14 protein-coding genes are annotated in these 13,004 nt (G+C 71.2%); 7 read left to right on the forward strand and 7 right to left on the reverse strand.

What is annotated here, in order from left to right:
* Positions 1-152: 152 nt before the first annotated feature.
* Positions 153-1,553 carry an APC family permease gene (locus ACFWE1_RS02470; protein WP_376931957.1) on the reverse strand — a complete coding sequence of 467 codons (1,401 nt, stop codon included), beginning with the start codon at positions 1,551-1,553 and terminating at the stop codon, positions 153-155.
* Between the two features lie 207 nt (positions 1,554-1,760).
* Here ACFWE1_RS02470 and ACFWE1_RS02475 point away from each other — a divergent pair, with 207 nt between their 5' ends.
* Positions 1,761-2,300: a hypothetical protein gene (locus tag ACFWE1_RS02475; protein WP_376931958.1), complete on the forward strand. Its 540-nt coding sequence runs from the start codon at positions 1,761-1,763 to the stop codon at positions 2,298-2,300.
* Between the two features lie 197 nt (positions 2,301-2,497).
* On the opposite strand, the gene ACFWE1_RS02480 is transcribed toward ACFWE1_RS02475, so the two are convergent.
* Positions 2,498-3,427, reverse strand: coding sequence for a LysR family transcriptional regulator (locus ACFWE1_RS02480; RefSeq protein ID WP_376931959.1), 930 nt, complete (start codon positions 3,425-3,427; stop codon positions 2,498-2,500).
* A 77-nt stretch (positions 3,428-3,504) separates the two neighbouring features.
* On the opposite strand from ACFWE1_RS02480, the gene ACFWE1_RS02485 reads away from it, so the two are divergent.
* Positions 3,505-5,241: an L-aspartate oxidase gene (locus ACFWE1_RS02485; protein WP_376931960.1), complete on the forward strand. Its 1,737-nt coding sequence runs from the start codon at positions 3,505-3,507 to the stop codon at positions 5,239-5,241.
* 12 nt (positions 5,242-5,253) lie between these two features.
* Here ACFWE1_RS02485 and ACFWE1_RS02490 read toward each other — a convergent pair whose 3' ends face one another.
* Genes ACFWE1_RS02490 through ACFWE1_RS02505 form a run of 4 tightly spaced genes read right to left on the reverse strand, consistent with a single transcriptional unit; the run spans position 5,254 to position 9,128 of the window.
* On the reverse strand, positions 5,254-5,685 hold the full coding sequence (locus ACFWE1_RS02490) for an ATP-binding protein (protein ID WP_376931961.1): 432 nt from the start codon (positions 5,683-5,685) through the stop codon (positions 5,254-5,256).
* Entirely contained in the window at positions 5,675-5,995 is a 321-nt protein-coding gene (locus ACFWE1_RS02495; RefSeq protein ID WP_376931962.1) for an STAS domain-containing protein, read from the reverse strand. The genes ACFWE1_RS02490 and ACFWE1_RS02495 overlap by 11 nt, the downstream gene beginning before the upstream one ends.
* Positions 5,996-6,003: 8 nt before the next feature.
* Positions 6,004-7,956: a glycosyltransferase family 2 protein gene (locus ACFWE1_RS02500; RefSeq protein ID WP_376931963.1), complete on the reverse strand. Its 1,953-nt coding sequence runs from the start codon at positions 7,954-7,956 to the stop codon at positions 6,004-6,006.
* Positions 7,956-9,128, reverse strand: a complete 1,173-nt coding sequence (locus ACFWE1_RS02505; protein WP_376931964.1) for a PP2C family protein-serine/threonine phosphatase — start codon at positions 9,126-9,128, stop codon at positions 7,956-7,958. The genes ACFWE1_RS02500 and ACFWE1_RS02505 overlap by 1 nt, the downstream gene beginning before the upstream one ends.
* Positions 9,129-9,235: 107 nt before the next feature.
* Between ACFWE1_RS02505 and ACFWE1_RS02510 the strand changes: the two genes are divergently transcribed.
* From ACFWE1_RS02510 to ACFWE1_RS02530, 5 genes are all read left to right on the forward strand, one after another.
* Complete coding sequence (locus ACFWE1_RS02510) at positions 9,236-9,781, forward strand: RNA polymerase sigma factor (RefSeq protein ID WP_376931965.1); 546 nt, start codon at positions 9,236-9,238, stop codon at positions 9,779-9,781.
* The gene (locus ACFWE1_RS02515) at positions 9,769-10,713 is read left to right on the forward strand and encodes a hypothetical protein (protein ID WP_376931966.1); all 945 of its coding nucleotides are present in this window, start codon (positions 9,769-9,771) and stop codon (positions 10,711-10,713) included. The genes ACFWE1_RS02510 and ACFWE1_RS02515 overlap by 13 nt, the downstream gene beginning before the upstream one ends.
* Before the next feature lie 40 nt (positions 10,714-10,753).
* On the forward strand, positions 10,754-11,233 hold the full coding sequence (locus ACFWE1_RS02520; protein ID WP_376931967.1) for a hypothetical protein: 480 nt from the start codon (positions 10,754-10,756) through the stop codon (positions 11,231-11,233).
* A 99-nt stretch (positions 11,234-11,332) separates the two neighbouring features.
* Entirely contained in the window at positions 11,333-11,953 is a 621-nt protein-coding gene (locus ACFWE1_RS02525) for a ClpP family protease (RefSeq protein WP_376931968.1), read from the forward strand.
* A complete protein-coding gene (locus ACFWE1_RS02530) occupies positions 11,950-12,579 on the forward strand; it encodes a ClpP family protease (protein ID WP_376931969.1) in 630 nt (209 codons plus the stop codon). Before ACFWE1_RS02525 ends, ACFWE1_RS02530 begins: the two co-directional genes overlap by 4 nt.
* On the opposite strand, the gene ACFWE1_RS02535 is transcribed toward ACFWE1_RS02530, so the two are convergent.
* Positions 12,561-12,962, reverse strand: a complete 402-nt coding sequence (locus ACFWE1_RS02535; RefSeq protein ID WP_376931970.1) for a helix-turn-helix domain-containing protein — start codon at positions 12,960-12,962, stop codon at positions 12,561-12,563. The two genes, ACFWE1_RS02530 and ACFWE1_RS02535, sit on opposite strands and share 19 nt — an antisense overlap.
* Positions 12,963-13,004 lie beyond the last annotated feature (42 nt).

The following is a 13,004-nucleotide window of genomic DNA, read 5'->3' on the forward strand; positions in this document are numbered from 1 at the left end:
GTTACTTTGTCGGTTTGGGGGCTCCCTCCGTCTCCACAACCGGGAGGGGGAACGGCGGAGGGGAAAGGGGGAGAGGAGAAAAACCCTGAGCGGCCCGGGGTCGGCGACCCCGGGCCCGTCCGCGTCGAGCGGTGCGACCGCCGCTGCGGCGGCTACTCGTCGATGACCTTGTTGAAGCCGGTCACCGGCTGCGCCTCGTCGAACGCCGCGACCTTGCGGCGGAAGCCGCGCGTCAGCACGAGCAGGTAGACGAAGCCGATCACGGCCCAGGCCATGCCGCCGATGAGCGCGTCGGCGTGCAGGTTCGCCCAGAGCACCCCGGTCAGCACCATGCCGATGCCCGGCAGCACGATGAACGTGAAGATGTCCTTCGGCGTGCGGCGCCGGCCCTTGCGGATCGCGAACCAGGCGATCACCGAGACGTTCACGAAGGTGAAGGCGATGAGCGCGCCGAAGTTGATGAACGCGGCGATCAGCTCGAGGGTGAAGGCCGCGGCGAGCAGGCTGATCACGCCGACGAGCACGATGTTGAAGGTCGGCGTGTGGGTCTTCGGGTTGATGTACCCGAAGAAGCGCTTCGGCAGCACGTTGTTGCGGCCCATCACGAGCAGCATGCGCGAGACGGAGGCGTGCGAGGCGAGCCCGGAGGCGAGCGTCGCGGCGAAGCCCGCGGCGGTGAGGATGGCCTGGAACACCGGCCCGCCGACCTGGAGCCCGATCTCGGGGAGGGTGCTGTCCTCGATCGCCTCGACCGGGAACGCGTCCGAGGAGGGGAAGCGGAGCTGGGTGAAGTACGCGGCGACGAGGAAGATCGCCCCGCCGATGATGACCGTCAGCAGGATCGCCTTCGGCATGATCTTCGGCGTCTTCGCCTCTTCGGCGTACATCGTGACCGCGTCGAAGCCGATGAACGAGAAGCAGACGATCGTCGCCCCCATCAGCACCGCGCCGAGGGTCACCCCGTCGTGGAGGAACGGCTGCATCGAGGCGACGGTGCCCTGACCCTCGCCGCGCATCAGCTGCGCGAACACCATCACGACGAAGACGGCCATCACGACGATCGAGAAGACCAGCAGCAGCATGTTCATGTTCGAGGTGCCGCGCATCGTGAGGTAGATCACCGTGGTGACGAGCGCGCAGTAGATCACGACCCAGATCCAGCCCGGGACCTCGGGGAACAGCGCCTCGAGGTAGCTGCGGATGATCAGGCAGTTCACCATCGGCAGCAGCACGTAGTCGATGAGCGAGGTCCAGCCGACCATGAACCCAACGTTGGGGTGAATCGACTCCCGCGCGTAGGTGTACGCGGATCCGGCGCTCGGGATGGCGCCGGCCATCTTGCCGTAGCTGATCGCAGTGAACATCATCACCACGAGCGCCACGAGGTACGCGGCCGGGACGACGTTGTCCGTGTCCCGAGCGACCATGCCGAAGGTGTCGAACACCACGGTCGGGGTCATGTACCCGAGACCGAGGCCGACGATGGCCCACAGTCCGAGGTTCCGCTTGAGGCTGGCGCCCTTGCTCGGGGCGGTCACCGACGTTGAAGCCATGCTCTCTCCTTCATGAGCCGTGCGCGGCACCAGGAGGCGAGAACCAACGGTGTTCGGCGCCGGACAAGCATGCCATAGATGCACGGCCCGGATGCGCACCGTCGAGGACGGACGTGTCGGGTCGTCGCCCCCTGAACTGGGGAGGATTCCTCAGAGCCGGTAGGCCATACTGCTACGAGTGCCTGCAACCGACCCGAGGAGCGGACGATGGAGTTCCATCTGCCTGCCAACCGGTTGCTGCTCCCCTTGATCGGGGCCTCGATGATCGCGACCGCGGCGATCGCCGCGACCATCACACTCTGGGCCACGAGCGAAGCGCGGACCGCCCAGCTCGAGGTGCAGCTGCAGTTGGACCGCGATCGAGCCGACCGGCTCGTCGAGCAGCTCGCCGAGTACGAGGACCAGGATGCCGGGCTGCGGGCCCGCGAGCAGGCGCTCGCCGCCCGGGAGGCCGAAGTGCAGGCACGGGAGCAGGCCGTGGCCGCGGCGGAGGCCGCCCTGCCGGTCACGACGCTCGAGGACGATCGCTGGTACACGGCCGGCACGTCCATGATGCCGGGCATGTACGAGGCGGCGTCGAGCGAGGCGTCGTGCACCTGGTCGATCTCGGTCGCCGACCCCGACGAGCCGGGTGCCGGAGCGCTGATCGAGACCGGGCGCGGCGCGGGCTGGCCGGTGTCGGTCGTCGTCGAAGCCGGGCAGGACTTCGCTTCGACGGGCTGCGTCGGCTGGAGCCGGGTCGGCTGACGCGCTGCTCAGGGGCCGCCTCGACTGCTGATCCACGCTTCGAGTTCGGGTCAGGAAGCGGTGAGCTGCGGTGTTCCGGGCGGCCCCTGCGAGCACACGTTCAGCCTGACGCAGCCACCTCAGGATCAGCTCAAGTCCAGCTCAAGAAGCCGTTCGGATCGACGCAGCACACTCCGCTCGGCGAGCCGACGGCCGGTTCAGGACCCGACCAGGCGCATCGTGTCGCCCGCTCGGGCGGCGAACGCCGTGGCCGTCGCGGCGATCGTGCGCTGCATCACGCCGACGGCGATCGTGGGGGCGACGTCGGCCGGTCGGGCAAGGCTGATCGTCCGCGTGAGCGTCTCGCCGCGCAGTCGGACCGAACGAAGCCCCGGACGGTCGATGAGCACCATCGCCGGCACGATCGCGACGCCGAGCCCGCGCTCGGCGAAGCGCAGCACGGCATCCATCTCGGCCCCCTCGAGCACGACGTCCGGCGCGAGCCCGGCGGCCCGGAAGGCACCGTCGGTCGCGCTGCGCAGATCGTAGCTCGAGCTGAACACGATCTGCGGCAGTGCGGCGAGCTCCGCGAGCGAGATGCGCTCCCCCGCGATCACGGGCGGCGCGGCGGCGGAGGAGACCACGACGAGTTCCTCTTCCACCAGGGGAACGACCGAGAAGCGGTCGGCCGCCGTGGCGTCGGAGGTCGTGATGAGCGCGAGGTCGAGTTCTCCGCCGGCCAGCTCGTCGAGCAGGCGCCGGGAGCCCTGCTCCGACAGGTGCAGCTCGATCGCGGGGTGAGCCGTGTGGAAGACGCTGAGCACCTCGGCGACGAGGCTGATGCACAGCGTGGGCGTCGCGCCGAGCCGCACCCGCCCGCGCTCGAGCCCGGCGAGCTCGGCGAGCTCCCGCCGCACCGACTCGGCGTCGGCGAGCATGCGCCGGGCCAGCGGCAGCAGGGACTCGCCGGCGACGGTGAGCGTCGCCCCCGTACGTGCACGGTGGAAGAGCTCGGCGCCGAGATCCTGCTCCAGTGCCGCGATCTGCCGGCTGAGCGAGGGCTGCGCGAGATGGAGCTCCGCCGCGGCCCGCGTGAAGTTGCCGAGGCGCGCGACCGCCACGAAGCCGCGCAACTGCTCGAGATTCACATCGATAGCCTATCCGCATCGCCGTGACTCCTTAAATGCATTGGAGTAATCAAAGAACTCGACCTAGCCTCGGGCCCATGCACACCTCAGAACGGCAGATCTCCACCAGCGTGCTCGTCATCGGCACCGGCGGCTCCGGCCTCCGCGCGGCCATCGAGCTCGCCGAAGCCGGCGTCGACGTGCTCGCGCTCGGCAAGCGACCCAAGTCGGACGCGCACACCTCGCTTGCGGCCGGCGGCATCAACGCCGCGCTCGCGACCATGGACGCCGAGGACAGCTGGCAGCAGCACGCCGCCGACACCCTCAAGGAGAGCTACCTGCTCGCCGACCCGCACACCGTCGAGACCGTCACCAAGCACGCCGCCCAGGGCATCGACGATCTCGAACGCTACGGCATGCCCTTCGCCCGCGAAGCGGACGGCCGGATCTCCCAGCGCTTCTTCGGTGCCCACACCTACCGTCGCACGGCCTTCGCCGGCGACTACACGGGACTCGAGATCCAGCGCACGCTCATCAACCGCGCCGTCCAGCTCGACATTCCGGTCCTCGACACCGTCTACGTGACCCGGATCCTCGTGAACGACGACGGCGCGGTCTTCGGCGCCTACGGCTTCGACCTCGAGACCGGCACCCGCTTCCTCATCCACGCCGACGCCGTCATCCTCGCCGCCGGTGGGCACAACCGGATCTGGCGGCGCACCTCCTCGCGTCGTGACGAGAACACGGGCGACTCGTTCCGTCTCGCCGTCGAGGCCGGCGGACGGATCCGCGACCCCGAGCTCGTGCAGTTCCACCCCTCCGGCATCCTCGAGCCGGAGAGCGCGGCCGGCACCCTCGTCTCGGAGGCGGCCCGCGGGGAGGGCGGCATCCTGCGCAACGGACTCGGCGAGCGCTTCATGCCGAAGTACGACCCCGAGCGCGCCGAGCTCTCCACCCGCGACCGGGTCGCGCTCGCCTGCTACACGGAGATCGCGGAGGGCCGCGGCACCTCGAACGGCGGCGTCTGGCTCGACGTCTCGCACCTCCCCCGCGAGACGATCATGACCCGACTCCCCCGCGTCTACCAGACGATGCTCGAGCTGCAGATGCTCGACATCACGAAAGAGCCGATCGAGATCGCCCCGACCGCGCACTACTCGATGGGCGGCGTCTGGGTGCGTTCGGAGGACCACTCCACGGACGTGCCGGGCCTCTACGCGATCGGCGAGGCGGCGAGCGGCCTGCACGGTGCGAACCGGCTCGGCGGGAACTCGCTCATCGAGCTGCTCGTGTACGGCCGGATCGTCGGCCAGGCCGCCGCGGCGTACTCCGCCGGACTGCCCGTGCAGTCCCGCTCCGCGGAGGCGGTCGCGATCGCGCGCGCGGAGATCGCCGCGCTGCTCGACGCCGACGGGCCCGAGAACGTGCGGGCGCTGCAGCGCGCCATCCGCGACACCATGACCGAGCACGCGGGCGTCGTCCGCTCCGAGGAGGGCCTGCGTGCCGGGCTCGCGGAGCTCGACGCGATCGAGTCCCGGATCGCGCAGGTCGGCGTGCACCCCGACATCGCCGGCTTCCAGGACCTCGCGCACGCCTTCGACCTGAAGTCCGCGGCCCTCGCCGCCCGCGCCACGTTGGAGGCGGCGCTCGAGCGGCGGGAGACCCGCGGCTGCCACAACCGCAGCGACTATCCGGAGCTCGACCCGGCCCTGCAGGTGAACCTGGTCTGGTCGCCCTCGACCGGCGTCGTGCGCGAGGCGATCCCGGAGATCCCCGCGGAGATCGCCGAGCTCATGGGCGGGGAGATCTCGCTGGCCGGCAAGCTCGTCGAATAGCGGCGGCGCGACTCAGCCGCGGCGCCGCCGGAGGCGGAGCGTCCAGCGGTTGCCGCCGCCCTCGCGCTCCTCGTGGGAGAAGCCGTTCAGCACGGCGAGCGCGAGGGCGAGGCCCCGGCCGGATTCCGCGTCCTCGGCGGGCATCGAGACGGCCGCGAGATCGACGGCCGCGACCGTCGCGCGGTCCTCGACGGTCACGAGGACGGCGTCCGGGCTCGCCGAGAGCGTGAGATCGACCGCGACCCCCTCCGCGTCCCCGACGGGGCGAGCGTGGGCGACGACGTTCGCGAGCACCTCGCCGAGTGCGAGGTCGAGGCGGGCGAGCTCGTCGTCGGCGAGCCGTTCCTCGGCCGCGAAGGCGGCGAGCTCGCGCGCCGCCCGCTCGAGCATCGCCGGATCGGCCCGGGCGGCGATCCGGCGAGACCTCGGCGGCTCACTCGGCATCGAACGCGGTCTCCGCCGAAGGATGGTTGCGCAGCACGCGGTCGAGGTTCGTCAACCGGAGCACGGTGCGCACCTGCTCCGGCGCCGCCGCGATGCGCAGATCGCCTCCGGCGAGCCTGGTCGCCTTCAGCGCGCCGATCAACGACCCGAGGCCGGACGAGTCGATGAACTCCGTCGCCGCGAGATCCACGACGACTCGCGGCGTGCCCTGGCCCACGAGGTCGTCGACCGCGTGTCGGAGCTGCGGCGCCGACACCATCGTGAGGCGTCCGGTGGGGCGGATGACGGCGAAGCCGTCGTGGGCGGTCACGGTCACGTTCATTCGGTCTCCAGTTCTCGGGACGTCTGCAGGCCCGGGCCGCGATACCGCGCCACCCGGATGATGATCGAGAGCACGACGAGGTCGTAGACGACCCAGGCCGTGTTGACGAGGGTGCCGGTCCCGTCCGCGGTGCCGACGGCCAGCCGGGCGAGACCGATGACGAGCGCGATCGCGAGGACCACGATCGCGGTGAGCTGCGGCCAGACGGCGGTCCACGGCGAGCGGGCGTCGCGCGAGCCGTCCTTCGCCGTGACGACGAAGGCGAGCGGGCGCCGGAACACGACGTTCGCGACCGCGCTCGTGCACGCCTGGATCCAGACCGGGAAGAGCGCCAGGGCGTACTGCTGCCCGCGCCAGGTCCGCACGCCTCTGGAGACGACGAAGAACAGCGCCTGGTTCAGCACGAAGTAGGGCAGGAAGCGCGCGAAGAAGTCCACGCTCCACGCGGTGACGGGCATCACGCCGAAGACGAGGTACACGACCGGGGCGGCGAGGTACACGAGCGCGGCGAAGCCCGAGAGATAGCTCCACATCGTCGCGAAGTACATCAGCCGCTGGCCGACCCGGAGCCCGCGCTTGACGAGCGGGTTGTCCCGCAGCATGACCTGCAGGGTGCCCTGCGCCCAGCGCAGGCGCTGCTGGAGCATGGTGCGGAGGTCCTCCGGGGCGAGCCCCCTGGCGAGAATCTCGTGGTGGTAGACGCTCCGCCAGCCGAGCGCGTGGAGCTGCATCGCCGTCGCCATGTCCTCGGTGACCGAGATCGTCGCCATCGGCATGAGCGGCTGCGCCTCCTGGGGCCGGTCGATGCGCACCGCGGCGAGCACGGCGCGCACCGAGTCGATCGCGCCGAGCGGGGTCCAGTCCCGAGCCGCGAGGCGGTCGAGGGCGACGTCGTCGATGACGATGCCCTGCAGCTCGGCGTCGGCCTCGATCGGCAGGGTGGCGAGCACAGCGAGGTCCCGCTGGAGCGCCTCGGCATCCCGGTCGACCAGGCGCCGGGACGCCCGGTCGAGCGCCGTCTCGACCCGGTACGTCGCCTCGGCGACGGGCTCGCCCTCGGCGAGCGCGCGTCGCGCGGCCGACACGGCCGTGTGCAGCTCGCGCAGCGTCTCCCTCGTCGCGTCGTCGTGCTCCCGGCCGCGCAGGCTCTTGGCGAGCAGGGCCTCGGCGGCCCGCAGCGCACGCTGCGTCGAACGCTCGACATCGCGCACGTAGCCGACGACGCCGAGCTGCATGAGCGCCTCTCTGCGCAGCACCGCGTTGGAACCGCAGAAGAACGCGGCGTTCCAGCCGTCCTTGCCCTGCTGGATCGGCCCGTAGAACAGCGGCGCCTGGCTGCCGAGGGGATCGGCCTCGTCCACGTTCACGAACCACTGAGGCGTCTGCACGAGGGCGACCTGCGGATCGTCGGCGAAGTAGCCGAGCGTGCGGTGCAGGATGAGCGGATCCGGGATCTGATCGGCGTCCAGGATGAGCAGGAACTCGCCCTCGGTGGCGAAGAGCGCGTTGTTGAGGTTGCCGGCCTTCGCGTGCCTGGGCTTGCCGTCCCACTCGCTCGACCGGGCGAGGTAGCCGATCCCCTCTGCGGCCGCGGCGGCCTCGAACTCGGGCCGGGCGCCGTCGTCGAGGATCCACGTCGTGTGCGGGTACGCGATCGATTTCGCCGCGCGCGCCGTCGCGAGCACGAGCTCGAGCGGCTCGTCGTAACTCGTGATGAACACGTCGACCGTCCCCGTGGGGGCGGCGACCGGCCCCGGCCGCTCCTTCAACCGCCACACGGTGAGCGCGAAGAAGGCGGTGTCGATGAGGCTGTACGTCTCGGCCACGACGAGCGGCACCGCGATCCACCAGGCGGACCAGTTCACCGAGTCGAGCCACCGCCAGACGACGTAGTTCGTGCCGAGCACGATCGACAGCACGGCCAGCCCCCGGGTCAGCACGAGGCGCATCAGTCGCCTCCGTGCCGGCGGATGATCACGGCCGTGATGTCGTCGGGGACCGGCCGCGAGCCGGCGATGCCGCGCAGCACGTCGAGCGCGCCCTCGGCGTCCGTCGTCCGGGCGACGGCGAGGATCTGCTGCATCGGTGTCGGGCCGAGCAGATCGAGCAGCCCGTCGCTACAGCAGAGCACGGCATCTCCGCGGCCGAGCTCGACGCGGGACTCCGCGACGGCGCCTCCGAAGGACATGCCGAGCGGCAGTCCGTCGGAGGCGAGGTGCTCCCAACTGCCGTCCGCTCTGAGCACTCCGACGAGGTTGTGCCCGGCATCGATGTAGCTGAGCCGGCCCGTCTCGGCCTCGAGCTCCGCGTGGAAGGCGGTCACGAACGAGGCGGACGGCCCGGCCAGGTCCTCGTCGAGGAGGCGCGTGGTCATCTCGGCCGACTCGGCGAGGGAGCGATCGGCGGCCACCCGCAGGGCGGCGCGCACCTCAGCGGCGATGATCGCCGCACCGAGCCCCTTGCCCATGACGTCGGCCACGGTGAAGCGGATGCCGCCGGGCACCGGGTACCAGTCGTAGAAGTCGCCCCCGAGATACCCGGCAGGGATGCAGAGCGCCGCCATCTCGTAGCCGTCGAGCGCCGGCGTGCGCCGTGGCAGGAGGCCCCGTTGCACGATCGAGGCGCGATCGAGCTCGTCGTCGTGCGAGATCTCGGACTGCACCCAGCCGGCCAGGTCGCGCAGCAGCGCCGCCTCCCGTTCGGAGAGCCGGCGCGGCTCGGTGTCGATGATGCAGAGCGTGCCGACCTGTTCGCCGCCGGGCGCCTGCAGCGGATGCCCCGCGTAGAAGCGCAGGTGCGGGTCGCCGATGACGAACGGGTTCGCGGCGAACCGGTCGTCGAGCGCGGCGTCCTCGACGATGAGCGTGCCGGGCTGACGGATGGTGGCATCGCAGAACGCCTGTTCGCGCGGCGCCTCGTGACCGGGGAGCCCGATAAAGGACTTGCGCCACTGGCGGTCGCGGTCGATGAAGCTGACGCTCACCATCGGCACCCCGAAGAGCTCCTGCGCGAGCCGCGTGACCCGGTCGAAGCGCTCCTCGCGGGGCGTGTCCAGAATCCCCAGCCGGTCGAGCGCCCGTTGGCGCGCGTCGTCGTCGAACACCCCGATCTGATCCCCCATGGCCCCACCATATCGATCAGTGCGCCTCAGGGCGGCCGTCCTCGCGCGCGAACCGGTTCCCAGGTGCCGGTAACGAAACACGTCCGGCCGGAAACAGGGATGATGTGATGGTGTCCCGTTCCCGAGCTCAGCGCCCCGCCGACGGCGAGCGCGAGTTCGAGGAGCTCTTCCGCACCTATCACGCGGTGATCGTCGCTGCGGCGTTCAACCGATTGAGCGACCGGACCGATGCCGAGGATGCCGCGGCTGAGGTCTTCGCACTGGCGTGGCGGCGCCGCGATGACGCATCGCAGGTGTTCACCCTCGCCTGGCTCTACGCGACGCTGCGCAATGTCGTCGGCAACACCTATCGCGGCCGCACCCGCCGCCAGCGACGCGCCGAGCGCGTGGAGCTGGAGCTCGAGGGCGCGCCCGAGCTCGCCTCCGAGGAGGTGCTCGAGGTGCGCCTCGCGGTCAATCGGCTCGACGAGGCCGACCGCGAGGTGATCTGGATGGCGTACTGGGAGGACCTCAGCCGCGAGGAGATGGCCGAGATCCTCGGCTGCTCCGCGGCCACGCTCCGAGTCCGCCTGCACCGCGCACGACGACGTCTCGAGCAGCTGCTCGCCCTCGATCCGGCATCGACGGTGAAGGAGGACGCATGGACGAGCTGACCCGCAGACTGGATGCCGCGCGCCCGGCGCTGCCGCGTCGCGACGCCCCTCTCTCGGCCACGGCCGAGACCCTGATGCTGGAGATCACGCACCCCGCCCGGCCGGGCTTCCGGCGACCGCTGTACTTCTCAGTGGCCGCCGCCGTGGTCGTCTTCCTCGCGGCGACCATCGGGATCGTGGCCCTCGGCAAGCCGAGCACGAGCTACGCCGCGGTCACCCCGCCGCTGCTCGACCCCACCCCCGTCGACGGCGCACCGAAGGATCTGCTGATGCAGCTGAGCGAGAACATCGCGCCGCCAGGCGCGAACGGAACCCTGCAGTTCCAGTCCTGGTCGCTGGCGCTCGTGATCGGCGACGGCGGGGGGATCGAGCAGTCGAGCATGGAACCGGAGGTGCGAACGGTCGAGCATCGGGACGACGGCTCCCGCATCGAGGTCCGGCGCGGCCAGCCCTACGACTCCGACGGCGCACCGGTCGAGGTCGACGGCTACGACGTCGGCTCGCTGATCTGGGAAGAGGAGTTCGCAGCCGGCGAGTACCCCTTCGTGTTCGGCATCCCGCCCGTCGATCCCGCCGCGTTCGGGGCGTTCCTCGAGCAGCCGCTAGGTCGCACCGGGCTCACGACGGGCGAGTACGTGCTGCAGCTCGGCAACGCACTGAGCGAGCGGCGCTTCGAGCCGGAGCAGCTTCGCGCAGCGATGCAGTTCCTCGCGACCCGGGGCGACCTTCGGGTGGAGGGCGCGGTCGAAGACCGGCTCGGACGCCCCGGCATCTCCTTCACGACGGACAGTCGTGCTCCCGGCGAGTACGCTGAGCGAATCGTCATCTCCGACGAGGGTCTCGGCATCCTCTCCATCGAGACCACCTACATCGGGCACGACCGCACGGATATCCCGAGTCCCGCGGTCATCAACTACACCGCCTGGGAGTAGTCGAGCCCGCTTCGACCTCGGGAACGAAAGGACCCGAGCAGTGAAGCTCCCCCGCATCGCCATCGCCGCCCTCCTCGCCGCCGCCGCCGTCCTGGCGCCCGTCTCCGCCGCGACCGCCGCCACCGCGGACTCCGGCTCCGACGGCCTCCAGCAGCGGATCGACGCGGTGCTCGCCGAGTTCCCCGGCGGCGTGCAGACCGGCCCCGACGAGGTCAGCTGGCAGGACGGCGCCGTCGTGCTGAACCTCGAGCCCGAGGGCCAGCTCGCCGCCCGCTCGGTCGGCTCCTGCGCGACCGGAGCGCACTGCGTCTACAGCGGTGTCGGCCTCTCGGGCTCGAAGCTCACCTTCTCGACCTGCTCGACCCAGTCGGTCGCGCCGCTCGGCGCCCCGGTGGCCTCGATGGCGAACGCCCGCTCGGTCGTGGTGCGCGCGTACAACAACGTCGGCGTGGTGGGCTCCGTCTCCGCCAACAGCTGGGCGAGCACGAGCTCCTGGGGCGTGACGAAGGTCGGCTGCTGAGCTCGGCCGCGGCGCCGCTCACCGCAGCGCTGCCCTGCGCAGCTCTGCTGTGAGCGGCATCGCGGGCGGTGGCGGCCCGCGGGCGCGCACGCTGGAGGCATGAGCGAAGCCACTCCCACCATCCAGCCGATCGACGCCGAGCTGACCGCTCGGCTGTTCCACGAACGCATCATCGTGCTCGGCGACGAACTCGACCAGCAGGGCGGCAACCGGCTCTGCGCGCAGCTCATCGCCCTCGCCGGCGACGATCCGCGCCGAGACATCCGCTTCTGGATCAACTCGCCCGGCGGCTCGGTCTCGGCGATGCTCGCCATCGCCGACCTCATGCGCTCGATCCCGAACGACGTCGCCACGATCGCGTACGGCATCGCGGCGAGCGCCGGACAGTTCCTGCTGACCGCCGGCACCCCGGGCAAGCGCTTCGCACTGCCGCACACCCGGATCCTCATGCACCAGGGGTCGGCCGGCATCGGCGGCACGGCGGTGGACATCGAGCTGCAGGCCGACGATCTGCGGCACATGCGCGACACGGTGCTCGGCATCACGGCGGCCAACACCGGGCAGCCGATCGAGCGGATCGCCGAGGACTCGCTCCGCGACCGCTGGTACACGGCCGAGCAGGCCGTCGACTACGGATTCATCGACCGCGTCGTCGACGGCTTCGACGAGATGTTCCCGCGGGCCGAACGGCCCCTGACCGGACTGCAGGTGACGGCATGACGAGCTACACGATCCCCTACGTCGTCGAGCGGCGCGGCAGCACCGAGCGCTCCCTCGACGTCTACAGCCGGCTGCTCTCGGAGCGCATCGTCTATCTCGGCACCGAGATCGACGACGGCGTCGCGAACGTGCTCATCGCGCAGTTCCTGCACCTCGCCTCGGAGTCCAGCGAGACCCCGATCAGCCTGTATCTGAACTCTCCCGGCGGCTCGCCGGGCGCGGCGCTGGCCGTCTACGACACGATGCAGCACATCCGGCCCGACGTCGCGACGACCTGCGTCGGCCAGGCCGCCGGTCCCGCCGCGGTGCTGCTCGCGGGTGGCGCGAAGGGGCAGCGCGCGATCCTGCCGCACGGCCGCGTCGTGCTGCACCAGCCCTCCTCGCAGGGCCGCGGCACGATCCCCGACCTTATTTTGCACGCCGACGAAGTGGTGCGCGTGCGCGCCGAGCTCGAGGCGGCCCTCGCCGCCGACACCGGGCGCGACGTGGCGGCGCTGCGCCGCGACACCGACCGCGACCTCATCCTGCCGGCGGACGCCGCGGTCGAGTACGGCCTCGCCGATCGGGTGCTGAGCGCGCGCCTCGCGGCCGAGACCGGGGCGCCCGACTACGCCGCGAGCAGGTAGACGCCGCCCTGCGGCGGGGCGAGCTCCGTGCCGCCGCGGGGCGTCGACGAGGTCGAACGCGCGAGCTCGACGCGCTCGCGACGTTCCGCCTCGCGCCGTTCGGCCGTGCGCCGGGCCTCGAGGCCGGCCCCCACTCGCCGCACGACGTCGTGGAGCTCGAGCCCGAGGGCCTCGGTGACGGCGCCCAGGATCTCGCTCGAGGGCTCCTTGCGGCCGCGCTCGATCTCGGAGAGGTACTGCGGCGAGACGCCGGCCTCGGCGGCGACCTCGGTGAGGATGCGGTCCTGGTCGAGCCGTTCGGTTCGGAGGACCTCGCCGAGCGCCTCGCGCCAGAGCGGCTTCGGCCGGCGACGGATCGGCTGGAATTCGACGAGCTCACCCATGCCCCGAGGCTACGCACTGCGGCAGCCGAGCGATACGCCGAT

The sequence above is a fragment of the Agromyces sp. NPDC060279 genome, from assembly GCF_042726785.1.
Lineage (GTDB): Bacteria > Actinomycetota > Actinomycetes > Actinomycetales > Microbacteriaceae > Agromyces.